Source organism: bacterium Scap17 (genome assembly GCA_013376735.1).
Taxonomy (GTDB): domain Bacteria; phylum Pseudomonadota; class Gammaproteobacteria; order Pseudomonadales; family Halomonadaceae; genus Cobetia.
In genome coordinates, this window is record VINJ01000001.1 from 1,121,846 (window position 1) to 1,144,650 (window position 22,805).

The following is a 22,805-nucleotide window of genomic DNA, read 5'->3' on the forward strand; positions in this document are numbered from 1 at the left end:
TCATGGCCAGCGAACAGCCACGCAAGGCGGTACTTCAGGCCAGCGAGAGCGAGGGGGCCACCGCAGGTGGTGCTCATGTGGGCGAGGGCCACGGTAGCGCGCCACGCGGCATGCTGCGCTGGCTGTTGACCACCAATCACAAGGATATCGGCACCCTTTATCTGATCTTCTCGCTGAGCATGCTGTTCATCGGCGGCATCATGGCGCTGGTGATCCGCACCGAGCTGTTCCAGCCCGGCCTGCAGATGGTGCAGCCGGAGTTCTTCAACCAGATGACCACCATGCACGGGCTGATCATGGTGTTCGGCGCCATCATGCCGGCCTTCACGGGACTGGCCAACTGGATGATTCCGCTGCAGATCGGTGCGCCCGACATGGCACTGCCACGCCTCAACAACTTCAGCTTCTGGCTGTTGCCGGTCGCCTTCCTGTTGCTGCTTTCCACCCTGCTGATGGAGGGCGGTGGCCCCAACTTCGGCTGGACCTTCTACGCGCCGCTGTCCACCACCTATGCGCCGCCTTCGACCAGCTTCTTCATCTTCTCGCTGCACATCGCCGGCATCAGCTCGATTCTCGGCGCCATCAACATCATCGCCACCATCCTCAATCTGCGTGCCCCGGGCATGCGCCTGATGGACATGCCGCTGTTCGTCTGGACCTGGCTGATCACCGCCTTCCTGCTGATCGCGGTGATGCCAGTGCTGGCGGGCGCCATCACCATGATGCTGTTCGACATCAACTTCGGTACCAGCTACTTCAATGCCGCCGGGGGTGGCGACCCGGTGCTGTTCCAGCATCTGTTCTGGTTCTTCGGGCATCCCGAGGTCTACATCATGATCCTGCCGGCCTTCGGCATCGTGTCCGCCATCGTGCCGACCTTCTCGCGCAAGCGGTTGTTCGGTTACGCCTCGATGGTCTACGCCACCGGCTCCATCGCGATCATGTCCTTCCTGGTCTGGGCGCATCACATGTTCGCCGTCGGCCTGCCATTGGTGGCGGAACTGTTCTTCATGTATACGACGATGCTGATCGCGGTGCCGACCGGGGTGAAGGTCTTCAACTGGATCGCCACCATGTTCCGCGGCTCCTTAAGCTTCGAGCCCCCGATGCTGTTTGCGATCGCCTTCATCGTCCAGTTCACCATAGGCGGCTTCTCGGGCCTGATGCTGGCCATCGCCCCGGCGGATTTCCAGTATCACGACACCTACTTCGTGGTGGCGCATTTCCATTATGTGCTGGTGCCCGGCGCGCTGTTCGCGATTCTCGCCGGAGCCTACTACTGGCTGCCCAAGTGGACCGGCTTCTATCCCCACGAGGGGCTTTCCAAGTGGCATTTCTGGCTCTCGGTCATCGGCGTCAACCTGACCTTCTTCCCGATGCACTTCTCGGGGCTGGCCGGTATGCCGCGCCGCATTCCGGATTACGCGCTGCAATTCGCCGACTTCAACATGCTGTCCAGCATCGGCGCCTTCCTGTTCGGTATCTCGCAGCTGCTGTTCCTGGTCGTGATCGTCAAGTGCGCGCGCGGCGGCGTCAGGGCGCCGGCGTGTGCCTGGGAGGGCGCGGTGGACCTGGAGTGGAGCGTGCCGAGCCCGGCGCCGCTGCATACCTTCGAGATTCCTCCGCAGACCCGCGATGGCCAGATCATCCGCTGAGCGATGGACAGCGGCCAGGAGAGTGACATGCCCTCACGCGATCACGCAGCACAGCAACAGGCAGTGGCACGTACCGTGCGGCGCACGCTGCTGGCGCTGGTCGCGATGCTGGGCTTCGCCTTCGCGCTGGTGCCGCTCTATGACGTCTTCTGCAATCTCACCGGGCTGAATGGCAAGGCCGCCAGTCAGGCCAGGGCCGCGGTGGCGATGGAGATCGACGAGAGCCGCTGGGTGTCGGTGCGCTTCATCACCCAGCAGGGGCAGGGTCTGCCGTGGACACTCGAGGCGCTGGATGAACAGTTCCGCATCCATCCCGGTGGCCAGTACCGCGCGCGCTTCGTGTTCACCAATCACGCCGATCATCCGGTGCGTGGCCGCGCGGTTCCAAGTGTCAGTCCTGCCGAGGGCTCACTGCATCTGCGCAAGATCATGTGCTTCTGCTTCCAGGAGCAGACGCTGGCAGCAGGCGAGCGGCGCGAGCTGCCGCTGGTCTTTCAGGTCGACCCTGACCTCCCGGAGGGCATTCGTGATCTGACCCTGGCCTACACGCTCTATCCGGTCACGACGCCGTCATCCGCGGGGGACGATGGTGCAGAGCATTCTGCAGGAGGTGAAACATGAGCAGTGGCAGCTATTACGTCCCGGCCCATAGTGCCTGGCCCATCTTCGGCGTGCTGGCGGTGGGCGGCATGATGATCGGCACCGGAATCTGGATGGTGCACGGCAGCGCCGCCTGGTTGTCAGGCATCGGTCTGCTGGCCGTGGTGCTGGTGATGGCGGGCTGGTTCCGGGATGTGGTGCGCGAGTCGATGGGCGGCCTCTACGATGATCAGATGGACCGCTCGTTCCGCTGGGGCATGGCCTGGTTCATCTTCTCGGAATTGATGTTCTTCGCGGCCTTCTTCGGGGCGCTGTTCTATCTGCGAACCTTCGCGCTGCCTTGGCTCGATGGTGAGGGCGCCAAGGGAGTGACGGCGCTGCTGTGGCCGGACTTCACTGCCAGCTGGCCCCTGATGACGCCGCCGGATGCCAGCATCGCCGGGCCCAGAGAACTGCTGTCGCCCTGGCAGCTGCCGCTGGCCAACACGCTGTTGCTGGTCAGTTCCAGCGTTACGCTGACGGTGGCGCATGAAGCGCTGAAGATGGAGTTTCGGCGCACCGCGCGCAACTGGCTGGCGGGCACCGTGGTATTGGGGCTGTGCTTTCTGACCCTGCAGGGCATCGAATACTACGAGGCGTGGCACCACCTGGGGCTGACGCTGCAGGCGGGGGTCTATGGCGGCACCTTCTTCCTGCTGACCGGTTTCCATGGTCTGCATGTCACCATCGGTACCCTGATTCTGATCGTGATGCTGGTGCGCGTGATGCGCGGCCACTTCTCGAGTGAACATCACTTCGCCTTCGAAGCGGCTGCCTGGTACTGGCACTTCGTCGATGCGGTGTGGATCGGTCTGTTCCTGTTCGTCTATGTGTTCTGACAGCACGCGGTGTGATGTCAGTCCAGCATTCCGGTGGAGAAGCCAATGACCAGCAGAATCACCAGACACACTGCCAGGCCAACCCGCCATTTGAGAGAGGTCAGCAGGCGTCGACTGCGGCTGCCATCGCGCAGCAGAAAACCGGCGCCGGCGACCAGGCTTGCCAGCATGCCGATGAAGACCAGTGCGATCAGCGATTTGAGCAGCATGTCACCTCCCGGGGCGCAGACAGTGGCGGGTGAGCACGGCGCGGCACTCGCTTGTGACAGTCGAGCTCATCCGGCTGACAAGCGCAAGTCAGCGCCAGCGGCGCAGGTGCCATCCACAGCGGCGCAGGCGTCTTCAACGGCGGCGACGCAGGAGCGCCAAGTCGGACGTGCCTGGTGGCTGTTCTGGGGATGCCTGATCGTGCTCGGCCTGTGCCTGTGCAGCTGGCAGGTGATGCGTGGCCAGGCGCGTGCCCAGCATCTGGAGGACACCGCCAGCGCGCCGGAGCTAGTGATGCCGACGGCACCGCCTGCCAGTGCCAGCCTGATCGAGCTACGCGGCGAGTGGCTCGCGGAGCACAGCCTGCTGCTGGACAACCGAACGCTGGACAAGCGCCATGGCGTGGCGGTGCTCACGCCCTTTCGAACGCTGGATGGCCGCTGGTGGCTGGTGGAGCGTGGCTTCGTGGCATCGCCGGCCCCGCGCAGCGACCCGGAATTCACGACCCCGACAGGCGCCGGGGTGATCAGTGGTCGCTGGCAGTGGCTGAACGGTCAGGGCAACAGCGGTGGCCCACTGTTCGGCCCCAACCGCGAGGGGCAGCGCCTGCAGCAGGTCGATCTGAGCGCCTGGCAGGCGCTGGGCACACCGGCCTTTGCGGGTGTCCTACACCAGACGAGCGGGGAGGGGCGATTCCTGCCCTGGTGGCAGCCGAGCAACATGACGCCTGAGCGTCATTACGCCTATGCGCTGCAGTGGCTGGGGCTCAGCCTGGGGGCGGCGGTGGTCATGATTCTGGGCGCGCGCCGTCAACGCCAGTCCGCGCTGCGTCAGCGCCAGGCCTAGCGCCCGGTGCTTGTGTCTTGAGTCTGTTGTCCGCACACCCGGGCAAGCAGGGAAGCCGTCGTCAGGAGGAGAGCGATGACACACGTGATGCGACAGCGTCTGAAACTCGTGGCCTTGCTGGGGCTGTTGTCCGCCCCGTTGCCCTTGGCGTGGGCCATGCTGAGCGCACAGGTCGGGATTCCCGAGGGGCGGGTGGCAAACGGTGCCTTGCTGCCAAAGGTCAAGCCGCTTACGGACTGGTCGCTCGACTACCTCGTGACAGAAAACGCCACTGACACCGTCACCGAAAACGCCACAGAAAACGCGACTGACGGCGCTGTTAGCGCGAAGGAGGCCCCCGGCATGCCGCCGCTGGCTGCCCGAGGCGCGGATGAGCAGCGTTTCTGGCTCAGCTGGCCGGAGCCGAACCAGCCGCAGCTGGCCGCGGCGCAGGCCGAGCGCTGGTGGCGCCTGCATCGCGCACTTGGCAAGGAGGCGCCGCGCCTGGGCCGTCTGGTGGTGGCTGAAAAGGCCTTTGTGCATCCCCAGGTGCCGGGCGAGCAACGGGCGCTCGGGCGCTGGCCAACGCAGAACGACACCACTTCCGCGCCGCACCAGTTGCGCCTGATCGACCCTCACGGGCAGGTCGTGGTCGCCTACGGGCCCGAGATCACCCCGCAGGCCGTGATGAAGGATGTGCGCCGGCTGCTCAAGCGTAATCCGGTCGGACCTCGATAGGTCGCGCCTCGTCGGGTCGGGCCTCGCCAGGTCGTGCCTCGCTAGGTCGCGCCTCGCCAGGTCGGGCCTCGATAGTTAGCGCCTAGCCAGGTCGCACGTGATCTTCTTTCGCTTCACCAGGGAGATATGCCATGTCTCGCCTCGCCATGCAGAAGCGCTATCCACCGCAGGCCCGCCAACGAGGGGCGGCGTTGCTGCCTCGCCCGCCATTTCTGCGCCACGCCACCACGGATGAAGCCTCAGCTGCGCAGGCCTTCTTGATGGCGACGCCTGAGTTGACGTCTGAGCTGACGCCTGGTCTGAAGAGTGGTTCTGCCGACCGGCAGGCTTTGAGCCGGCGGGTAACGGCACGACTGTGGCGCAGCAGTCAGCGACTGGTTGCCAGCATGCTGGGATTGGTCATCCTGGTGATCGGGCTGGGAGCCTGGACGCGGCTGGTGGACGCCGGGCTGGGGTGCCCCGATTGGCCGGGCTGTTATGGCGCTCTGGTCGTGCCGGATGCCCAGACCGCGAGCTTGCATAGCCCGCATCATCCGCTTGAAGGCTACAAGGCGTGGGCAGAGATGATCCATCGCTATGCGGCGAGCCTGCTCGGGCTTGCGGCGATCGCATTGCTCGCGCTGGGTTGGAGGATACGCCGTCAGGAAGCTCATCAGTCGCAGACCTTCGAGGGTGGCAGCGGCGAGGCAAAGGTGACTGATCACTGGGGCGCGGAGGCGCGCGCTCGTTTTCCGATGGCCGGCTGCTGGCTGTTGTTGGGCATGTTGTTGGTTCAGGGCGCGTTCGGGGCCTTTACCGTGACGCTGAAGCTGTGGCCGCAGGTGGTGACGCTGCATCTGCTGGGCGGTCTGAGCGTGTTGAGCCTATTGCTGTTGCTGTGGCTATCACTCAGACGGCGGGCGGCGCACCTCAAGGTGACGGCTGAGCAACAGAATGCGGACGCTGATGCAGCGCACATACGGCGTCAGCCCTGGTTGACCACTCTGGCCGCGGCTCTGCTGCTGGGGCAGCTGGCCCTGGGAGGCTGGACCTCGAGCAATTATGCCGGGCTTGCCTGTGAAGGTTTCCCGACCTGCAATGGTGCCGCATGGCCGGCGATGGACTGGGGAGAGGGCTTCCACCTCAGCCAGGATGTCGGCCCCAGCTATTTGCATGGGCAGCTGCATGGTGAGGCGCGCACGGCCATCCACATGGCGCACCGTGGCGGGGCCGTGCTGCTGGGGGCGGTGCTGTTGGCGCTGTATTGGCGGCAGCGCCGCCACTTGCCGGGGCGGACGACAGCGCGCGACAACCCCTGGCGCTGGGCGCTGGGGTGTTGGCTGGTACAGGCAGGCCTGGGAGTCGCCAATGTGCTGTGGTGGTTGCCGCTGGATCTGGCGCTGGCGCATACCCTGGGGGCCGTCGCGCTGACGCTGGCGATGGTATGGGCGCTGGATCAGATGCGCCAGGCGGCTCGCCGCAAGCAGGCACCCGTCTCGCAGGCGCTGGCCTGATGAGAGGCGAAAGAGGGGCTCCCAAGCGCGTGATCGCGCTCACCAGACCGCAAGAGGCCGCTCATGAGAGCGGCCTCTTGCGGTCTGCGTCGTATCAGCCGGCATCTTGTCAGGCCGCGCTGCCGAAGCGCTCCTGCAGGTAGGCATTGATGGTGTCGGATTCGTACATCCACTCTTCGCGACCATCGTCATGGGTGATCAGCAGGCACGGCACCTTGACGCGACCGCCACCCTGTTCGAGGGCCTGGCGGTGAGTGGCATTGTGCTGGGTGTCGCGCTGCTCGACGTTCAGGTTCAGCTGATGCATGCGCTTGCGCACCTTGATGCAGAACGGGCAGGTCGAGAACTGATACAGCGCCAGCTTGGCCGTCTCGGCGTCCACCCCGGCCTGCTGGGCGGGGCTGCGCTCGAGCGCAGTGCCGCGGGTCAGCTTCTCGCTGAGCAGCATGAAGGGAGCCAGCACCAGACGCAGGGTGCGGAAGAACAGGCGGATGATGGAGCGCATGGCAGAACCTCATGGGACGTGCGGGTATCGGCGCCAGTGCCGCAGGGCGGGTGGCGAATTTACAATGGGGCCATTCTAGAGCTCAGCGGCCTCGGCGTCTTCCCCATGCGCGTTGCGGATATGCGTCAGCAGGGACTGTCGCAACCAGCGGTGCCCGGGGTCCTGCTCGTGGCTGGCATGCCAGATCAAGCGGTAGCTGAGCGCGGGCAGGCGCATCGGTAGCTCAAGGATCGCCAGCCCATGCAGCTCGCTGCTGGCCTGGGCAAAGCTTCTGGGGGCACAGAACACCAGCTCGCTGTGCGCGACGATGCTCAGGGCATCGCGGAAATCCGGCACCAGCACACTGATGCGGCGTGGTGCGCCGTGCTGCTCCAGCCGCTCATCCAGCGACCAGCGTGAGCGCCCCTCGCAGGTGGCCTGCACATGACTCAAGGCCGCGAATTCGCTCAGCGTCATCGGTGTCTGGCGCCGCGTGAGCGGATGATCACGCCGCACCAGAATCACATGGTCGTCGCGCCACAGCAGGCGCGACTGGAAGCCAGCGGGGAGGGCTGGCGGCTCGCCCGGGGTCTCGGCGCTGTGATCGTGTCCGGCAAGCCCGATATCCAGCTGGCCCTTTTCCATCAGGCTCAGGCAATCGGCCTGCCAGCGGCTGATCTCGAGGCTGCCATGCGGCAGCGCATCGGTCAGTGCGCGCGTGCAGGACGGCATCAGGGTCGCCCAGGCGCTTTCCAGCACCGCCAGTTGAAAGCGCCGCTGGCTGGTGGCGGGGGTGAAGGTGGCAGGGGCGCTCAGATTCTCGAGACGCGAGAGCAGCTCGGCCAGTTCACCACGCAATGACAGGGCCCGCGCCGTGGGGCGCAGACCGTGGCGTTCGCGAATGAAAAGGGCGTCATCAAACATCACGCGCAGGCGTGCCAGACTCTTGCTGACGGCAGACTGCGAGAGGTGAAGACGGCCCGCCGCGCGCGTCACGCTGCACTCTTCCAGCAGCACCTGCAGCACCTGCAGCAGATTGAGGTCGATGCGCGTGTTGAAGGGCGTGGACGCTGGCGCTGAGCCCGAAGACGCAGGCAGCGAAGACGCGGCTGGGGACTGGGCACCAACCGGCCTTGCGGGTGTCTGCGGAGCTGTCGCGCTCATGAGTTTCTCCAGTGGAATATCAGGCCTGAAATAATATCATTTTGCTTCATAAGTCGCAGGCGCTAGGCTCTGCGGATTCTTGATGGCCCCTCTGTCGGGCCGCCCTTGGCTTCTGACTCTCGAGATTATCCATGTCCGTGTCTTCCTCTGCTGCCGCAAGGCCCATGCCCAACGCACGACTATTGCTGTTGCTGCTGGTCGGCTGCGTGATGTTCTCGCCGCTGGCAATCGATATCTATCTGCCCTCGCTGCCGGCGATGGCGCGCGAATTCGCCCAGCCCACCGATGTGATGCAGATGACGGTGACGCTGTTTCTGGGCGCTGTGGGTGTCGGGCAGATTCTGGTCGGCCCGTTGACGGACCTCTACGGACGGCGCCCGGCGCTGTTGGGCGGCGCGACGGTCTATCTCGTCGGCGCGATGGTCGCCGTGCTGGCACAGGACATCAGCATGCTGTATCTCGGGCGTATCCTGCAGGGGCTGGGAGCATGCGCCACGGTGACGGTGGCCTTCGCGGCCGTGCGTGACTGCTACACGCCGGAGCAGGGCGCCAGGATGTACAGCTATCTGAATGGTGCGCTGTGCATCATTCCGGCGCTGGCGCCGGTGCTGGGCGGCCTGCTGGCGGTGCAGTTCGGCTGGCGCTCCAACTTCCTGTTCATGGCCGCCTTCGCGCTGTGCGTCGGCTTGATGGCGTGGAAGAGCTTTGGCGAGACGCGTCCTGCCACGACGGTCGTGGAGCGTCCGCTGTACAACTGGGCGCGTTACCGCCCCGTGTTGACCAGCTGGCGCTTCCTGTATCAGGCGCTGGTCGCGATGGCTGCAATGAGCGCCATCCTGCTGTATGTGTCGTCGTCCTCCGAACTGCTGGTCGAGCGCCTCGGTCACTCCGAGCTGGTCTTCAGTGCCCTGTTCGGTGGCAATGCCGTGATCAATATCATCACCTTCTTCTTCGCACCGCGCGTGATCACGCGCCTCGGCCGTCAGCCCACCGTGCGTCTGGGGCTGGCGATCATCCTGCTCTCCGGCCTGATGCAGGGCGCGGCCTTCGCCTGGCTGCCACTGTCGGCCGCTGCCTTCATGGTGCCGGTGGCAGTGCTGTCGGTCGGCTTCTCGCTGGCACTCGGGGCGGCATCAAGCCTGGCGCTGGAGGCCTTCGCTGAGCGTGCCGGCACCGCGGCGGCGCTGCTCGGCAGCATCCAGCTCGGCGGTTCGGCAGTGGTGGCAACGGCGCTGCTCAATACGCCGCTCGCCCCTCAGCAGGGTCTGCTGCTGATCAGCGTGGTGATGGTGCTGCCGTTGCTGCTGTTGGGCGCGCGACGTCAGCCGGGCGTCTAGTCGGCAGGGCTTGCCGGTGCGGCTGAACGGGCATGAAGGATTCGCTGGCTGACAACCGCGGCGGGTCGCAGGGCAGAGATGGTTCATTGAAGGCCCCCGACCAGAGTATGCTTGTCGCTCGATCCGCATGTCGCCAAGGAGGCACCATGGAATCAGCGGCGCGTGTGCGCGTGATACTCAACGGGGACAAGGCTCAGCAGCCGGAGCTGCGTGAGGCCATCTTCGCTCAGCGTGAGCGTATGGCAGGGCTTGAAGCGCGGTTGACCTTCGAGGGTGATGACGTCGCGAGGCTGGTGCGCGAGGCAGTCGATGAAGGCGTCACGAGGCTGGTCGTTGGTGGCGGTGATGGCACCCTCAACCTGATCGCCAATGCATTGATGCAGCATCCACTCGCGAAGCGCCCGGAAGTCGCGATCCTGCCGTTGGGCACCGCCAATGATCTGGCGACCTCGCTTGGCATCCCCGAGCCGGTGACGGAATCGCTGGCGCTGGCCTGCGAAGGGGCGGCGCGAGCCGTCGATGTGGTGCAGCTGGATGATGCCTACTTCCTCAACATGGCCTCGGCGGGCTTCGGTGCCGAGGTGACGCGCTCGACGCCCGGGGGCCTCAAGAAGCTGTTCGGTGGCGGGGCCTATTCGCTGATGGGCGTGCTCAAGGCGTGGGACTTCCGCCCCTATCGTGGCAGCGTGACCCTCAACGGAGTGGAGGAGGAGCTGGCGTTGTTCGTGCTGGCGATCGGCAATGGTCGTCAGGCGGGCGGCGGGCAGGAGCTGGCACCGCGGGCGCTGCTTGATGATGGCTGCTTCGATGTGCTGGTGATTCGCGACTTTCCCATCGCGCGCGTGGGCGAGGTGATCGAGGAGCTGGAGTCGCTCCCCGAGAGCGGCCATTTCGTGCGGTATGTGCGCACTGACTCGCTGCACTATCGTGGTGAGTCGCTGCCGGTGAATCTCGATGGCGAGAGCTACTTGATCGAAAACAGCGAATTCCAGCTGATTCCCGGCGCTCTGCGTCTGGTCGCCCCGCAGGACGCTGTCCTGCTGACACACTCATGAGCCCGCAGTCGGGCCATTGTGCGCTGACTGAGCCATGAGAGCTGGCTGGTACACGAGCGCAGTCTGAGGTTTACTCAGGCTGCGCTCGTTGCGTTGGTGGCAGCGTTTTCTTCCAACCTCTCGGCCGCACAGGGCGAGAATCAGGACCTCAGGGAGTGATTGCATGGTCGGTTTGGCAGCGTGGCATATCTGGGTCATCCTCGCGTTGATTCTGGCGGGGCTTGAGTTGCTGGGTGCGCAGTTCGTGCTGCTGGCGCTGGGTGTCAGTGCCTTCGGGGGCGCTCTGGCGGCGGGGTTGGGGGCGGGTCTCAACATCCAGTTGATCAGCGTCGCGATCACGGCCCTCGTGCTGGTGCCGCTGTTCGTGCGCAAGATCCATCCCTATCTGTTGCCCAAGACGCCCTACGGCACCCTGGGCAGTGGCGCGGAGACCGGGCAGCTGGCCAAGGTGATCATCGGCAACGGCGGCAAACCTGCTGTGCGCGTGTCAGGCAATGAGTATCCGCTACGCTGGGAGGGGGAGACGCCGCCGGAAGCAGGGGACACGGTCAGGATTGTCAGCGTCGAAGGCATTACCGTCTGTGTCGAGCCTGTCTCGAAGGAATCGGTCTCGAAATAGTCTGTCTAGAATTAGTCTTTCTCGAAGGAAACTGCACAAAGACGTCATGAGATCGCGGCTCGACGGCGCGGTCGTGGTGGCAGCGGGTCAAGCGTGATCGGATATCTCACAAGGGCTTGCGGATACGGCCCAGTTCAAGGGAGTTGAGCAATATGATTATCAGTCCGGGACTCATCATCATTCTTTTCATACTGGCGCTGGTGGTAATCCTGCTGGCCAAGGGATTGATGATCGTCCAGCAGTCGGAAGCCGTCGTCATCGAACGCCTCGGCAGCTACAGCCGCACACTGGAGTCCGGCGTGAATCTGGTGATTCCATTCATCGACAAGCCGCGCTCCATCACCATCCGCCGTTATCGTGAGGTCAAGGGCGACAACCTGCCCTTGGTGGTGGAGGAGACCCGCATCGATCGCCGCGAGACGGTAATGGACTTCCCCGGCCAGAGTGTGGTGACGACGGACAACGTCACCGTGACCGTCAACGGGGCGCTCTACTTCCAGATCGTCGATCCCAAGCGCGCCGTCTATGAAGTCGAGAACTTCACCCAGGCCATCGAGGTCCTGGCCAAGACCAGCCTGCGCTCCGAGATCGGTCGCATGGAGCTCGACAAGCTCTTCGAGAGTCGCAAGGAGGTCAACGACGCCTTGCAGATCACCATGGATGAGGTCGGTGACAAGTGGGGCGTCAAGGTGACGCGCGTCGAGATCCAGGACATCAGCATGCCCGAGGAAGTCGAGGATGCGATGCGGCTGCAGATGGCGGCCGAGCGCAAGCGTCGCGCTACGGTGACCGAGGCCAACGGCCAGCGCGAAGCTGCCATCGCGACCGCCGAGGGCGAGAAGCAGTCTTCGGTACTGCGCGCCGAGGGTGACAAGCAGGCCGCGATTCTGCGCGCCGAAGGTGAGCGTCAGGCCATCTATCAGCTGCGCGATGCCATCGGTGCGCAAGACCCGCAGCTGGTGGTCGGCTACATGCTGGGCCAGAAATATCTGCAGGTGCTGCCGGACATGGCGAGGGAAGGTGATCGCGTCTTCATCCCCTATGAGGCTTCTGCCTTGCTGGGTGCCATGGGCAGTTTTCGCGAGCTTGCCACTGAAGTCGGCGAGCCCACCAACGCCAGCAATGAAGGGCTGAGACGCGCCCGTCAGATGATGACCGGCGAAGCGGGCCTGGGCTGAGTGTATTGTGCCGAGCAGTAAGTGGCAGTAGGCTGCCGCTCCACTGAATATTCACCGCATCTGGAGCAAGACGATGACAGCAATGACTACCGATCATGAGCGCTTCCTGCAGGCCGCCATTGAAGAGGCGGAAAAGGGTTATGCGGCAGGCGGCGTGCCGATCGGCTCGGTACTGGTCCATGATGGCAAGATCATCGGTCGTGGCCACAATCAGCGCCAGCAGAAGGGCAGCACGGTATTGCATGGCGAAATGGATGCACTGGAGAACGCCGGTCGCCTGCCGGCCAGCGTCTATCGTGAATCCGTGCTCTACACCACGCTGTCACCGTGCCCGATGTGCAGTGGTGCCATCCAGCTCTACGGTATCCCGCATGTCGTGGTCGGTGAAAACCACACCTTCATGGGCGCGGAAGACCACCTGCGGGGTCTGGGCGTCAAGGTCGATGTCGTCGACAACGCGCGCTGCCGCGAATTGATGGCGACTTTCATTCGCGAGCAGCCGGACGTCTGGAACGAAGATATCGGCGAGTGATCACGGCGCGATTGTTGGTGGTAGCTGATGGAAAATGGTGTTCGTTAACACTATTCTGCTGTGAAAAGAGCGAAATTCTTGAAAAGCTGTCGGTCTGGCACCATGTCTTGCGTATCAGGCGCCAAGCCACGCTTTCGCTTGCATGACTACACGACCTTTGTTGCAATGCCACTTGCAGGAAACAGGGGCTGGCAACTCCCCACCTATCATGGAGAAGACGATGAAACTCAAGCAATGGATGATTCCCGCACTGGCCGCTGGCCTGTCTATGGCCATCGCTGGTTGCGATAACGGCGATACTGACAAAGCTGTCCAGAACGCCGAGACCTCTGCCGAGCAGAGCGCCGAGCAGGCTGAACAGAGCGTCGAACAAGCGACTGATGCCGCTGCCGAGAAGATGGACCAGGCTGCTGACGAAGCGGCCGCAGAGATGGATGCTGCTGCTGACAAGGCCGACAACATGGCTGACGACGCTGCAGAATCTGCCGATGCCATGGCTGACGACGCTGCAGAATCTGCCGATGCCATGGGTGATGATGCTGCCGCCGAGAGCGAAAGTGCCCTTGAAGCAACCAAGAACGCTGCTTCCGAGACCTATGAGTCTGCCAAGGAAGGTGTCAACGATGCTGCTGACGCTACTGCCGATGCTGCCAAGAATGCCTATGAATCCACCAAGGAGCAGGCTGCCGAGCTGACCGACTCCGCTGAGCAGTCTGGCGACAACGCTGCTGCCGAAGTGAACGAGAAGATCAACGCTGCGCAGCAGGAAGCCAACGAGTCCATCGACGAAGCGCAGCAGTAATCACTGGCCAGCGAATGCTGGCGTGATGCATGTCGCAAGCTGTGTCACTGGCTGAGTGCGAGTGACACGGCCGCCGAGATGAGAACGCCGTGACCCCTTGGGTCGCGGCGTTCTTGTTGCTGACGATTCTTCGTCACGCGTGAGTCAGGCCAAGGCCTGTCCACAAAAAAGCCCGCCAGAAGGCGGGCTTTTCCATGACTGTCTTGCTGCCATCATCAGAGCGCCGGTGAGGGCGGCCTGACCAGGCTGATCGAGAAGATCAGACCGGCTTGATGTTTGCGGCCTGAAGGCCTTTCTTGCCCTGGGTGACGTCGAAGGAAACCTTCTGGCCGTCTTGCAGGGACTTGAAGCCTTCCGCCTGAATTTCAGAGAAGTGCGCGAACAGGTCGTCGCCGCCGTCGTCCGGAGAAATGAAGCCGAAACCTTTGGTGTCGTTAAACCACTTTACTGTGCCAGTTGCCATGATTCTTTCCTTGCTTACGAGATGATGTTGGTGGTCTGCCCATCAGACCAGAGTGCGTTGGTGCGGCTAGGGGGAATTCCACCAGAGAGACGCGTTACGTCCTGCGACGACATCCTTTCCTGTTTGACCTACGCATGCAGCCAAGGCTGCACATGCTCGCTTCCATTCGAACAGAAAGTTGCCGTATTGGCGACTCCTTCCGGCTCAAGTAGGATGCTCACACAGAGCCAACATAGATGGAAATGCCATGAAGGTCCAGAACGTAGATTACCGCTCGGCCGACGCCGCCGAAAAATTTGTCGAATCCCTGCGTACGACGGGCTTCGGTGTCATCCGCAATCATCCGATCTCTCATGAATTGGTCGAGAAGATCTACGCCGAATGGGCCGAATTCTTCTCCAGCGCCGACAAGCTTGACTGGCGCTTCGACCCCAAGACCCAGGATGGCCTGTTCCCGGCAGATGTCTCCGAGACCGCCAAGGGCCATACGGCGCGTGATCTCAAGGAGTACTACCACATCTATCCGTGGGGCAAGATTCCTGACAGCCTGCGCGAGAATGCCATGGAGTATTACCGCCAGGCCGAAGCCTTCGCGGCGGAGCTCTTGAGCTGGGTCGAAGTCCATTCACCTGCCGAGGTGGCGGAGCTCTACCGTGAGCCGCTCTCCAACATGATCAAGGACAGCGGCCAGACGCTGTTGCGTGTGCTGCATTATCCGCCGATGACCGGCAGTGAAGAGCCGGGCGCCGTTCGTGCCGCGGCGCATGAAGACATCAATCTGTTGACCGTGCTACCGGCAGCCAACGAGCCGGGCCTGCAGGTGATGGACGTCAATGGCGAGTGGATGGACGTGCCCTGTGATCCGGGTCAGCTGGTCATCAATGTCGGCGACATGCTTCAGGAGACCAGCGGTGGCTATTTCCCGTCGACCACGCACCGCGTGATCAACCCGACCGGCGAGGGCTCCAGCCAGTCACGTCTGTCGCTGCCGCTGTTCCTGCATCCGCGTCCCGAAGTGGTATTGTCTGACAAGCACACGGCGGACTCCTACCTCAAGGAGCGTCTGCGCGAGCTGGGTGTCATCTAGAGACCGACTCGCACTCGACCGGCAGATATCTGCCCATCAGACGCCATCCGCGCCAGTGCGTGGATGGCGTTGTCGTTTTCGGGTGCGCAGTGGTGATGGACGGCTTGATTCAGCATCGCCACGACCGCATTGACTGTATTCGCAATCATGATCTGCCGCATCGCGGCTAAGGCTTAACTGATGACCCCATCGCCTGTTGTACAGGACACGCATTCCAAGACCATGGGCTATCTGCTGTGGATCTTCGGTTTCCTTGGCGCGCACCGCTTCTACTATGGCAAGCCGGTCACCGGCACCATCTGGCTGTTCACCTTCGGGTTGCTGGGCATCGGCTGGTTGATCGACCTGTTCCTGATTCCGGCGATGGACCGCGAGGCGGACTTCCGTTTTCGGGAAGGCCCGATCAATTACTCGCTGAGCTGGATTCTGCTCACCTTCCTGGGCGTGTTCGGCATCCATCGCATGTACATGGGCAAGTGGCTGACCGGCTTGCTCTACCTGTGCACCGGTGGGCTGTTCTTCATCGGCGTGCTGTATGACTTCTGGACACTCAATGACCAAATATCGCTGCGTCATGCCGAACAGGCCCCGGCCACCCAGCGCTAGAGATCACGCCTGCGTTGCATCCAGCGGGATGGAAGTGACGTAGCAGGAAAGGCAGTGCCGAGTTTTCGCATGCTCTAATGTGATGGGGCTCGGATGTTTTCATCAACATGACGACAAGGAAGTGAACAATGATCTGGTTGAAAGCCTTCATCGCCGCCTTTCTGGCGACTCTGATCTTCCATCAGGGCCTCTTCGGGCTCTTCTATCTGGCCGATATCCTGCCCAAGGCGCCCTACAACATGACGCCTACCGGGCCGCTGGGCGTCCCTTCAGTGCTCTCGCTGGCCCTCTGGGGCGGGCTGTGGGGGCTGCCGCTGTGGGCATTGGTACGACGCAGAACGGGCGTCAGCCATTGGCTGATCAGCCTCGTCTTCGGTGCAGTCGGCCCGACGGCAGTGGCCATGCTGGTCGTCTTTCCGCTCAAGGGGATCGAGGTCGTGCCGCTGATGGTGGTCGGTGGCCTGGTCCTGAATGGCGCCTGGGGCGTCGGCACCAGCCTGTTGATGCGTGTCCTGGGAGCGCGACCGAGTCCTGTAGCCCCGACGACAGCATGATGGCATCGATTCCGTGGCCCATGGTGGCGCTCGCCTGGGCTGCCGGGTTGTGCATGCCGCTGGGTGGCGTGATCGCCCAGCTGGAGCGCAGTCACGAGAGTCACGTCAAGCGCAGCTGGCTGGCGGGGATCACCGCGCTTGGCGGCGGGATTCTCTACCGCGTCTTCCAGGATATTGCGCCCCAGTCGCGGGTGGCGCATCACTGGTCACCGCCGTTGGGTGCCTCGCTGGGGTTCATGATCGGCATGCTGGGCGATCGTCTGGTCGGCTGACAATCAGCTGACGATTCACCGTGGCGGGGCGGCACCAGCTGACTCGCCATGGCTCGAGACCCTCACACCCTCTGTCATCTTCCCGATAGGGAGCTCGCATGAGCAAGCACGCCAATGAAGGCAACCTCACGGGGTTGCTGGAAGAGCTGGACCGCGAGATCGAAGGGGATATCTCGCTGGGCGACATTCTGGAGCACTTCAACTCCCGAGGCTTCGGCCCCTTGCTGGTACTGCCTGCCTTGCTGGTACTGCTGCCGACCGGGGCGATCCCTGGCGTGCCGACGACCTGCGCGCTGTTCATCGTGCTGATCGCGGGTCAACTGTTGCTGGGGCGCAAGATGCCGTGGTTGCCACGTCGGCTGGCGCGCTTCAGTTTCGAGCATCGACGCCTGACCCATGGCGTCGAGCGGGCAAGGCCCTGGACGCGACGCCTCGATCGTCTGCTCAAGCCACGCCTGAGCTTCATGACGCGCGGCCTTGCCTATCGCGGTATCGCGATGCTGACCATCCTGCTGGCCACGGCCATGGTGCCGCTGGAGCTGGTGCCCTTCGCCGCGGCCTTGCCGGCGGCAGCCTTGCTGCTGCTGGGCCTGGGGCTGATCGGGGAGGATGGCCTGGTCATCCTGCTGGCCTTGCTGGTGCTGCTGCTGGATATCGCCACGGGGTTCTGGTTGGTAGGTTGAAGGCTGCGTTGGTCGCTCAACAGCGACGCAGCGTATTTTAGGAGTCGAGGCTCGTATCCTTGATGACGTGACATGGCTCTCGCGTGCCATCAGTTGCGGGCTCAGGAGAGCGCCTGCACCGTTGTGTCGCAACGCCGTAAGACCAAAGACTGAAGTGCACCATTCAGAGACAAACCAGGCTGTCATCTTGATGGGGATGGCTTTGCAGGCTGGCCGTGCTCGCCTAGACTGGTCGCCTGTTCAGTGCCATGGGGGCACGAATTCGGCTACTGAAGCGGGTCTGTCGCAAGGACGTTCGTCATGTTTGATTTCATCCAGTTCGATGCTGCCTTCTGGTCCTTCGTGGTGGCCATCACCTTGCTGACGGTCACGCCCGGGGTCGACACCCTGCTGGTGATTCGCAATACCTCGCGCGGCGGCCTGCGTGACGGCGTGCTCACCAGTCTCGCGATCTGTGCCGGCCTTTTCGTGCACGCCTTGGTGTCGTCGGCGGGCATCTCGCTGATCCTGTTGCAGTCGGCATGGGCGTTCTCGGCCCTGAAGCTGGTCGGAGCGGGCTATCTGATCTGGCTGGGCATCAAGAGTCTCAAGAGTGCGCGGCGCGCACGCGGGCTGAATGTCGACGTCACCGTGACACGCCAGCAGGTATCGTGCTGGCAGCCGTTGCGAGAGGGCTTCCTGTCCAATGTGCTCAACCCCAAGACGGTGGTGTTCTACATGGCCTTTCTGCCGCAGTTCATCGCGCCGACCGACCCGGCCGTGCTCAAGTCATTGTGGCTGGCGGGTGTCCACTTCGTGATCGCCAACCTCTGGCAGATCAGCGTGGCGCTGATGGTCGGCGGTGCAGGGCGCTGGCTGGCAAGGCCGAGAGTCGCCTGCTGGATGGAGGGCATCACCGGATCCGTCATGGTGCTGCTGGGGGCGCGGCTGGCGCTAGGTCGCTAGGGATGAGCGGCCACTCCCGACATTGCAACGGAGCGCATGGGATGACGGTTCGTATCCTTGATGACACATGGACCCTGTGACATTGACACTGGCGACCTTTCTCAAGGTCGTCACGCACCTGGAGGCTCGGGATGTCAGCGATGTCTACGATTCCCGCGTACAGCAGGTACGGGTGCTTTACTACGGTTACACCATCGACTTCCGCCACCAGCTGTGGCGCATCGATGATGAGTCTGTCTGTGCACATCTGGAAAAGACCGGTACCGCCGTCGAGCAGCGCGAGTGCTCGCGCATGGCCAGCCGACTGTTCGTCGAGACCTGCCATGCCTTGCAGCGCCGGGGGCGGGCGGCGCATATCGACACCCGCACCATGTATTGCAAGGCCGCAGCGACCTTCAAGCCCCGGCGCGACCCCTATGCGGGCATGACGCCGAAAGAGCGCAAGGCGCGCAAGGCGCTGGAAGCGGCGCATCGAGAAGCCGAGCAGGCCTGCAACCGCTACGTGCTGGATGCCCTGTCCTCGAATTCTCTGGAGATCCTGCGCCTGCGGCAACGCTACTGCGACAAGAGCAATCGATTGGCAGCACGGCTCGAACAACAATGATGCCCGGGCCGGTGCTAATGCCTGCCCGAGCCAACGACAGCAGCGGTACAGTGCTGCATTCATGACATGAAGACCGGCCCATCAAGGCTGGCATTGGCAGGGAACGCAATCGGATGAGTCTTTCACATACCCTTCGTCGCCGTCTGGGCGGGTTGAGTGCCGTGGTGCTGGTGGTCGCCGGGATAGCGGCCTGGCTGTACGCCGTCGATGAGGGGCGCTGGGTCGGCCGCGTGACCACGCGCCCCGAAACGCTGAATCTCGAGTCGGTGGAGCAGGGCAACCTGCCGGTCAATCAGTTCGTCTCGCTGCGCAATCACTGGGCAGTCTATCGCGAGCATACCGAGACCTTTCGCCTCGATGCCGATGCAGACGGGGGTCGCCGCATCGAGACGCTCTATTATCCTGTCATCTCTGACATGAACCCCTATCTGCTGGAGTTGGCCGGTCTGTCACGCGCCTTCGGGGGCATTGATGGCATCCCCTCGGAAGAATGGCCGCGCATCGAGCGCATAGGCGTGCTGGTGCGAACCGACTCCGTGCAGAGCCTGGAAAACGTGCCGCCGCTGATCGAGTTCCCCGATGGCCTGTTCGGCACCGTTTTGCATGCCGAGACGGACCTGCCGGGCGATGAGCGCTCACTGCTGGCCGAACGCTGGCCTGACATCGATCTGTCGCGTGTGATCATCATCAATGCAGGCCACCGCCCCGGTAATGCCTGGGCGATGATCGTCTATGGCGTGCTGGGTACGCTCTGCTGGGGCCTGGCGGTCTGGCTGATGGTGCGATTGATGCGTACACCGCGCGTCACGCGCTTCCAGCCTCTGGCCCATTCCGCCCGAGCGGCATCGGAGCCGGTGGTGTCGCAGGCATACCCGGGTAGCGAGGCAGAGGGCGACGGGACATCTCAGCGCCATGCTGCACAGGTCCATGCGGCATCTCAGGCGCATGACGACGCATCACGGCCCCGGGGCGCTGCCGGCAAGCGCCAGGGCTGGCGTGGCAAGGGCAAGAGGAGCGACGAAGGGCGACCCCTGAGTTATGCCGAGGCGCTGGGACGGTATACCCCTCAGCAGAAGCCGCCGTTCGGCAATGGCGTGGCTGCCTCGCGACCGGGCGAAGCCAAGGGCGAGAGCCAGTCCGGGTCCTCGCCCGCCATTCGTCCACGTCGCGATGACTGAACGAACGAATGGCTGAAAGAATGGCTGAAGGGCGCGATGAGCTCTGTCGCCATGGGCCCTGATGCCATGAAAACGAAAACGCCAGCCCCATAGGGCTGGCGTTTTCGTTGCGGGATGCTGCTCGGCTCAGCGGCGATCCACCAGGGCGGTGGTGTAACGCTGGCTGACTTCGCGGTCGCTGACCACCTTGACGCCCTCGCTGGTGCCCTTGGCCAGGCTTTCGAAGATTACGCGGTAGGCCAGCACGGCCTTGACGTATTCGCGGGTCTCCTTGAAGGGGATACGCTCGACGAAGCGGTCGTATTCTCCCGGGGTGTCGGCGAGCCAACGATCGACGCGTCCCGGCCCGGCGTTGTAGGCCGCGGCGGCGGCCAGGCGGTTGCCGGAGTAGCGGTCCAGCATCTCGCGGATGTAGGTGCTGCCAAGGCGGATATTGGTGACCGGGTCCCCCAGCGCCGCGTTGCTGGGCGTGGGCAGTCCCAGGCCGCGACTGACCTGAGCGGCGGTGCCCGGCATCAGCTGCATCAGGCCACGTGCACCCACCGGCGAGGTGGCGGTGGGGTTGAAGGCGCTCTCGCGACGCGCGAGTGCCATCAGCATCCACGGGTCGACGCCGGCATCGGCACCGAAGCGCTGGAAGTCCTGCTGCCAGGCCGGCGGGAAGCGCCAGGAAAGGCCATCCCACAGCTGGCCACGGATGGTGGCAAAGACGGTCAGGTCATACCATTTCTGCTGGAGCGCGTAGGCTGCAAGACGGCGAGCCCCGGCGTCATCCGCCTGGGTGACGGCGTTGAACCACTCGGAGCGAGCCAGACCGATCTCGTCAATGTTCATCAGTGCTCTGACGCGCTTGACGGCCGGCGTCTCGGCGACCTCGGCCAGTTCCGCGTCGGAGAAGTCCTGGTCATCACGATTGAGCGAGTAGGCCTGGCCGATACGGTCGGCGGCCAGGAAGCCGTAGAAGTTGCGCTCAGTCGCGGCGCGCGTCCAGGCGGTGCGTGCTTCCTGCGGGCGACCCAGGCTGTCATCGGCACGCCCCAGCCAATACTGGTAGCGGGCTTCGTTGCGGAAGCGGTCCGGCATCTTCAACACCCATTCACGCACCTGCGGCCAGTCGCCAGCACGCACCGCGTTGCGCATGCGCAGATCGAACAGCTCCTCGTCATCGAGGATGGTCAGGCGCTGATCGACCCAGCCGCGGTTGTTGGGGATGTCGCGCACCAGTGAATACCAGGCGAGGTCGCGCTCGACGGTGTGGCGCTGTTCATCACTCATCGGCATGTGCGGATTCACCTTGCGCCAGGCTTCCAGCGCGGCCTCGGTGTCGGCACGCACGAAGCCATGCATGGCGGCGACGCTCAAGGCGGCGAAGGCATGACCGCCGTGGCCGAGATTGGTCGGCAGGCGCGTGATGGCGGCAAAGTTGCCCTCAAGCTGCTCGCGTGCCGCGATGGCCCGCTGCCAGCTGCTGGGCAGCTGGCGCTCGAGATAGCTGACCATGCCACCCTGGCCGGCAGCCCAGGCGAGCATGGCGCGCTCCCAGATGGCTTGATCATCGATCACGCCACGCTCGCGCAACGCCGAGAACAGCGGGTCACAGGCCGAGTCCTGCGAGCTGGAGACATGCCAGAGCTGCAGGCCGCCTTGCGATGCGCTCGCGACATCATTGCCCAGCTGCGCCGTGTAGTAATAGCACTGGCGCTGCGCGCCGGCCGGCACGCCATCGCTGACTTCCAGCAGGGCATCATGACGGCCGGTACGCCCGTAGGCTGAGATCGCCTGGCCTCGCATCCACTCGGCCAACGGCGAGTCTGCATGGCGCTCGATGAAGGACAGCACTTCCGCGGCGGTGGCGTACGGCAGGCGGGCCTTGAGCTGGTGATACTCGATGTAGCCTTCCAGCACGTGGCCATTGACGGCGACCTGCTGAATCTCGTCAAAGCGCTTGGCGCGCGCATCATCGAAGGCGGCGCGGAAGCTCTGGTCACTGGGAGTGGCGGCCTGCAGGGGCAGGCTCAGTCCCAACAGCAGGCCTAGGCCGGTGAGGTGCCGCAGCGCCGCGAAGCGACGGCTGCCACGGGGTCGGAGTGTTTGCTTGCCTGGTGTCACCTGGGACTCCTGCGACTGTCGGTAAAGGGGGCGTGGACTGGCTGCGACCTTGTGGTGGCGGTTCAGTGCCCCGATGTTGAACAAGTGCCCCGATATTGGCTATCAGGGGTTGCCGATTCAGTAACGATAGTGGCTATCGTGGCAGTGGTCGGCGCTGAATAACAGCACCATCTGATACTGATAGTGAATTATCCGAGAGTGATATCGCGGCTGTGCTGCCGGGAAGATGAAAAGCTCAGTGAATGAAATTTGTGCTACCCGTGAGGAGTCCACTATGGGCAAGGCATTATGGTTGACGCGATTGTTTGGCCGCCGACATGTGCTGGGCAAGGCAGGCGCCGCCTTGCGCACCATGGGGCCCTTGCTGCGCGACGTTGTGAGCGGACGTTATCGCCCGGTGCCGTGGAAGGCGCTGGGGTTGGCGGCCGGCGCCTTCATCTATCTGGTCTCGCCGCTGGATCTGATCCCGGATCTGCTGGTGGGGCTGGGGATCCTCGATGATCTGGTGATCGTGACCTGGTTGCTCGGCAAGCTCGATGATGCGCTGGTCGACTATCGCCTGTGGCGTGGCGAGATTCCCGAACCTGATCCCTCCGATCCGCCGGCACCCTGAGGGCGTCCAGCGTGGAAATGCCATTCATCTGCCAGCCTGGATATAGGTACTGGCCATTGGCCGCATGGCAGGCACGCTGCGACCCTGCCATGCTCGTGATACGCTATCAAACACCAGTTTGAAT

General features: G+C 63.5%; 25 protein-coding genes and 1 pseudogene. 21 read left to right on the forward strand and 5 right to left on the reverse strand.

Features of this window, described 5'->3' with window-relative positions:
• The first annotated feature begins 2 nt into the window (after positions 1–2).
• Genes ctaD through FLM52_04835 form a run of 3 tightly spaced genes read left to right on the forward strand, consistent with a single transcriptional unit; the run spans position 3 to position 3,133 of the window.
• Positions 3–1,655, forward strand: a complete 1,653-nt coding sequence (gene ctaD, locus FLM52_04825) for a cytochrome c oxidase subunit I (GenBank protein NVN55122.1) — start codon at positions 3–5, stop codon at positions 1,653–1,655.
• 27 nt (positions 1,656–1,682) lie between these two features.
• Positions 1,683–2,276 carry a cytochrome c oxidase assembly protein gene (locus tag FLM52_04830; GenBank protein NVN55123.1) on the forward strand — a complete coding sequence of 198 codons (594 nt, stop codon included), beginning with the start codon at positions 1,683–1,685 and terminating at the stop codon, positions 2,274–2,276.
• Complete coding sequence (locus FLM52_04835; protein NVN55124.1) at positions 2,273–3,133, forward strand: cytochrome c oxidase subunit 3; 861 nt, start codon at positions 2,273–2,275, stop codon at positions 3,131–3,133. The genes FLM52_04830 and FLM52_04835 overlap by 4 nt, the downstream gene beginning before the upstream one ends.
• 17 nt (positions 3,134–3,150) lie before the next feature.
• Here FLM52_04835 and FLM52_04840 read toward each other — a convergent pair whose 3' ends face one another.
• Complete coding sequence (locus tag FLM52_04840) at positions 3,151–3,342, reverse strand: DUF2909 domain-containing protein (GenBank protein NVN55125.1); 192 nt, start codon at positions 3,340–3,342, stop codon at positions 3,151–3,153.
• Between FLM52_04840 and FLM52_04845 the strand changes: the two genes are divergently transcribed.
• From FLM52_04845 to FLM52_04855, 3 genes are all read left to right on the forward strand, one after another.
• Positions 3,341–4,186, forward strand: coding sequence for an SURF1 family protein (locus tag FLM52_04845; GenBank protein NVN55126.1), 846 nt, complete (start codon positions 3,341–3,343; stop codon positions 4,184–4,186). The two genes, FLM52_04840 and FLM52_04845, sit on opposite strands and share 2 nt — an antisense overlap.
• A gap of 75 nt (positions 4,187–4,261) precedes the next feature.
• Positions 4,262–4,903 (forward strand): hypothetical protein, encoded by a 642-nt coding sequence (locus FLM52_04850; GenBank protein ID NVN55127.1) that lies wholly within the window; start codon positions 4,262–4,264, stop codon positions 4,901–4,903.
• 260 nt (positions 4,904–5,163) lie between these two features.
• Positions 5,164–6,396 carry a heme A synthase gene (locus tag FLM52_04855; protein ID NVN55128.1) on the forward strand — a complete coding sequence of 411 codons (1,233 nt, stop codon included), beginning with the start codon at positions 5,164–5,166 and terminating at the stop codon, positions 6,394–6,396.
• Between the two features lie 109 nt (positions 6,397–6,505).
• Here FLM52_04855 and FLM52_04860 read toward each other — a convergent pair whose 3' ends face one another.
• Together FLM52_04860 and FLM52_04865 are read right to left on the reverse strand one after the other, a co-directional pair.
• Positions 6,506–6,901, reverse strand: a complete 396-nt coding sequence (locus tag FLM52_04860) for a glutaredoxin (GenBank protein NVN55129.1) — start codon at positions 6,899–6,901, stop codon at positions 6,506–6,508.
• Positions 6,902–6,976: 75 nt separating this feature from the next.
• On the reverse strand, positions 6,977–8,044 hold the full coding sequence (locus FLM52_04865; protein NVN55130.1) for a LysR family transcriptional regulator: 1,068 nt from the start codon (positions 8,042–8,044) through the stop codon (positions 6,977–6,979).
• Positions 8,045–8,208: 164 nt separating this feature from the next.
• On the opposite strand from FLM52_04865, the gene FLM52_04870 reads away from it, so the two are divergent.
• The 6 genes from FLM52_04870 to FLM52_04895 all read left to right on the forward strand — a co-directional run bounded on the left by FLM52_04870 (position 8,209) and on the right by FLM52_04895 (position 13,567).
• On the forward strand, positions 8,209–9,381 hold the full coding sequence (locus tag FLM52_04870; GenBank protein NVN55131.1) for a multidrug effflux MFS transporter: 1,173 nt from the start codon (positions 8,209–8,211) through the stop codon (positions 9,379–9,381).
• Positions 9,382–9,527: 146 nt separating this feature from the next.
• A complete protein-coding gene (gene yegS / locus FLM52_04875) occupies positions 9,528–10,436 on the forward strand; it encodes a lipid kinase YegS (protein ID NVN55132.1) in 909 nt (302 codons plus the stop codon).
• 163 nt (positions 10,437–10,599) lie between these two features.
• Positions 10,600–11,055, forward strand: coding sequence for an NfeD family protein (locus FLM52_04880; GenBank protein NVN55133.1), 456 nt, complete (start codon positions 10,600–10,602; stop codon positions 11,053–11,055).
• 152 nt (positions 11,056–11,207) lie between these two features.
• Positions 11,208–12,233, forward strand: coding sequence for an SPFH/Band 7/PHB domain protein (locus FLM52_04885; GenBank protein ID NVN55134.1), 1,026 nt, complete (start codon positions 11,208–11,210; stop codon positions 12,231–12,233).
• 82 nt (positions 12,234–12,315) lie between these two features.
• Positions 12,316–12,765: a nucleoside deaminase gene (locus FLM52_04890; protein ID NVN55135.1), complete on the forward strand. Its 450-nt coding sequence runs from the start codon at positions 12,316–12,318 to the stop codon at positions 12,763–12,765.
• A 220-nt stretch (positions 12,766–12,985) separates the two neighbouring features.
• Positions 12,986–13,567, forward strand: a complete 582-nt coding sequence (locus FLM52_04895; protein ID NVN55136.1) for a hypothetical protein — start codon at positions 12,986–12,988, stop codon at positions 13,565–13,567.
• Between the two features lie 259 nt (positions 13,568–13,826).
• On the opposite strand, the gene FLM52_04900 is transcribed toward FLM52_04895, so the two are convergent.
• Positions 13,827–14,030 (reverse strand): cold-shock protein, encoded by a 204-nt coding sequence (locus tag FLM52_04900; GenBank protein NVN55137.1) that lies wholly within the window; start codon positions 14,028–14,030, stop codon positions 13,827–13,829.
• Between the two features lie 247 nt (positions 14,031–14,277).
• Between FLM52_04900 and FLM52_04905 the strand changes: the two genes are divergently transcribed.
• The 8 genes and pseudogenes from FLM52_04905 (at position 14,278) to FLM52_04940 (ending at position 19,959) form a co-directional block, all read left to right on the forward strand.
• Positions 14,278–15,117 carry an isopenicillin N synthase family oxygenase gene (locus FLM52_04905; GenBank protein ID NVN55138.1) on the forward strand — a complete coding sequence of 280 codons (840 nt, stop codon included), beginning with the start codon at positions 14,278–14,280 and terminating at the stop codon, positions 15,115–15,117.
• Between the two features lie 180 nt (positions 15,118–15,297).
• Positions 15,298–15,723 carry a TM2 domain-containing protein gene (locus tag FLM52_04910; protein NVN55139.1) on the forward strand — a complete coding sequence of 142 codons (426 nt, stop codon included), beginning with the start codon at positions 15,298–15,300 and terminating at the stop codon, positions 15,721–15,723.
• Between the two features lie 128 nt (positions 15,724–15,851).
• Positions 15,852–16,277: a hypothetical protein gene (locus FLM52_04915; protein ID NVN55140.1), complete on the forward strand. Its 426-nt coding sequence runs from the start codon at positions 15,852–15,854 to the stop codon at positions 16,275–16,277.
• Between the two features lie 143 nt (positions 16,278–16,420).
• A pseudogene (locus tag FLM52_04920) lies at positions 16,421–16,549 on the forward strand (divalent cation transporter).
• Positions 16,550–16,647: 98 nt separating this feature from the next.
• Positions 16,648–17,232, forward strand: a complete 585-nt coding sequence (locus FLM52_04925) for an exopolysaccharide biosynthesis protein (protein ID NVN55141.1) — start codon at positions 16,648–16,650, stop codon at positions 17,230–17,232.
• Positions 17,233–17,532: 300 nt separating this feature from the next.
• Positions 17,533–18,177 (forward strand): LysE family translocator, encoded by a 645-nt coding sequence (locus FLM52_04930; protein ID NVN55142.1) that lies wholly within the window; start codon positions 17,533–17,535, stop codon positions 18,175–18,177.
• 67 nt (positions 18,178–18,244) lie between these two features.
• Positions 18,245–18,781, forward strand: coding sequence for a hypothetical protein (locus tag FLM52_04935; GenBank protein ID NVN55143.1), 537 nt, complete (start codon positions 18,245–18,247; stop codon positions 18,779–18,781).
• A gap of 113 nt (positions 18,782–18,894) precedes the next feature.
• A complete protein-coding gene (locus FLM52_04940) occupies positions 18,895–19,959 on the forward strand; it encodes a hypothetical protein (protein ID NVN55144.1) in 1,065 nt (354 codons plus the stop codon).
• A 126-nt stretch (positions 19,960–20,085) separates the two neighbouring features.
• Here the strand turns inward: FLM52_04940 and FLM52_04945 are convergent, their stop codons facing one another.
• Positions 20,086–21,990 (reverse strand): lytic murein transglycosylase, encoded by a 1,905-nt coding sequence (locus FLM52_04945; GenBank protein NVN55145.1) that lies wholly within the window; start codon positions 21,988–21,990, stop codon positions 20,086–20,088.
• 352 nt (positions 21,991–22,342) lie between these two features.
• Between FLM52_04945 and FLM52_04950 the strand changes: the two genes are divergently transcribed.
• The gene (locus tag FLM52_04950; protein NVN55146.1) at positions 22,343–22,681 is read left to right on the forward strand and encodes a DUF1232 domain-containing protein; all 339 of its coding nucleotides are present in this window, start codon (positions 22,343–22,345) and stop codon (positions 22,679–22,681) included.
• Positions 22,682–22,805 lie beyond the last annotated feature (124 nt).

Coding starts and splice junctions, on each gene's coding strand:
- ctaD (NVN55122.1), top strand. CDS start 3: ATGGCCAGCGAACAGCCACGCAAGGCGGTACTTCAGGCCAGCGAGAGC.
- FLM52_04830 (NVN55123.1), top strand. CDS start 1,683: ATGCCCTCACGCGATCACGCAGCACAGCAACAGGCAGTGGCACGTACC.
- FLM52_04835 (NVN55124.1), top strand. CDS start 2,273: ATGAGCAGTGGCAGCTATTACGTCCCGGCCCATAGTGCCTGGCCCATC.
- FLM52_04845 (NVN55126.1), top strand. CDS start 3,341: ATGTCACCTCCCGGGGCGCAGACAGTGGCGGGTGAGCACGGCGCGGCA.
- FLM52_04840 (NVN55125.1), bottom strand. CDS start 3,342: ATGCTGCTCAAATCGCTGATCGCACTGGTCTTCATCGGCATGCTGGCA.
- FLM52_04850 (NVN55127.1), top strand. CDS start 4,262: ATGACACACGTGATGCGACAGCGTCTGAAACTCGTGGCCTTGCTGGGG.
- FLM52_04855 (NVN55128.1), top strand. CDS start 5,164: ATGGCGACGCCTGAGTTGACGTCTGAGCTGACGCCTGGTCTGAAGAGT.
- FLM52_04860 (NVN55129.1), bottom strand. CDS start 6,901: ATGCGCTCCATCATCCGCCTGTTCTTCCGCACCCTGCGTCTGGTGCTG.
- FLM52_04865 (NVN55130.1), bottom strand. CDS start 8,044: ATGAGCGCGACAGCTCCGCAGACACCCGCAAGGCCGGTTGGTGCCCAG.
- FLM52_04870 (NVN55131.1), top strand. CDS start 8,209: ATGCCCAACGCACGACTATTGCTGTTGCTGCTGGTCGGCTGCGTGATG.
- yegS (NVN55132.1), top strand. CDS start 9,528: ATGGAATCAGCGGCGCGTGTGCGCGTGATACTCAACGGGGACAAGGCT.
- FLM52_04880 (NVN55133.1), top strand. CDS start 10,600: ATGGTCGGTTTGGCAGCGTGGCATATCTGGGTCATCCTCGCGTTGATT.
- FLM52_04885 (NVN55134.1), top strand. CDS start 11,208: ATGATTATCAGTCCGGGACTCATCATCATTCTTTTCATACTGGCGCTG.
- FLM52_04890 (NVN55135.1), top strand. CDS start 12,316: ATGACTACCGATCATGAGCGCTTCCTGCAGGCCGCCATTGAAGAGGCG.
- FLM52_04895 (NVN55136.1), top strand. CDS start 12,986: ATGAAACTCAAGCAATGGATGATTCCCGCACTGGCCGCTGGCCTGTCT.
- FLM52_04900 (NVN55137.1), bottom strand. CDS start 14,030: ATGGCAACTGGCACAGTAAAGTGGTTTAACGACACCAAAGGTTTCGGC.
- FLM52_04905 (NVN55138.1), top strand. CDS start 14,278: ATGAAGGTCCAGAACGTAGATTACCGCTCGGCCGACGCCGCCGAAAAA.
- FLM52_04910 (NVN55139.1), top strand. CDS start 15,298: ATGACCCCATCGCCTGTTGTACAGGACACGCATTCCAAGACCATGGGC.
- FLM52_04915 (NVN55140.1), top strand. CDS start 15,852: ATGATCTGGTTGAAAGCCTTCATCGCCGCCTTTCTGGCGACTCTGATC.
- FLM52_04925 (NVN55141.1), top strand. CDS start 16,648: ATGAGCAAGCACGCCAATGAAGGCAACCTCACGGGGTTGCTGGAAGAG.
- FLM52_04930 (NVN55142.1), top strand. CDS start 17,533: ATGTTTGATTTCATCCAGTTCGATGCTGCCTTCTGGTCCTTCGTGGTG.
- FLM52_04935 (NVN55143.1), top strand. CDS start 18,245: ATGGACCCTGTGACATTGACACTGGCGACCTTTCTCAAGGTCGTCACG.
- FLM52_04940 (NVN55144.1), top strand. CDS start 18,895: ATGAGTCTTTCACATACCCTTCGTCGCCGTCTGGGCGGGTTGAGTGCC.
- FLM52_04950 (NVN55146.1), top strand. CDS start 22,343: ATGGGCAAGGCATTATGGTTGACGCGATTGTTTGGCCGCCGACATGTG.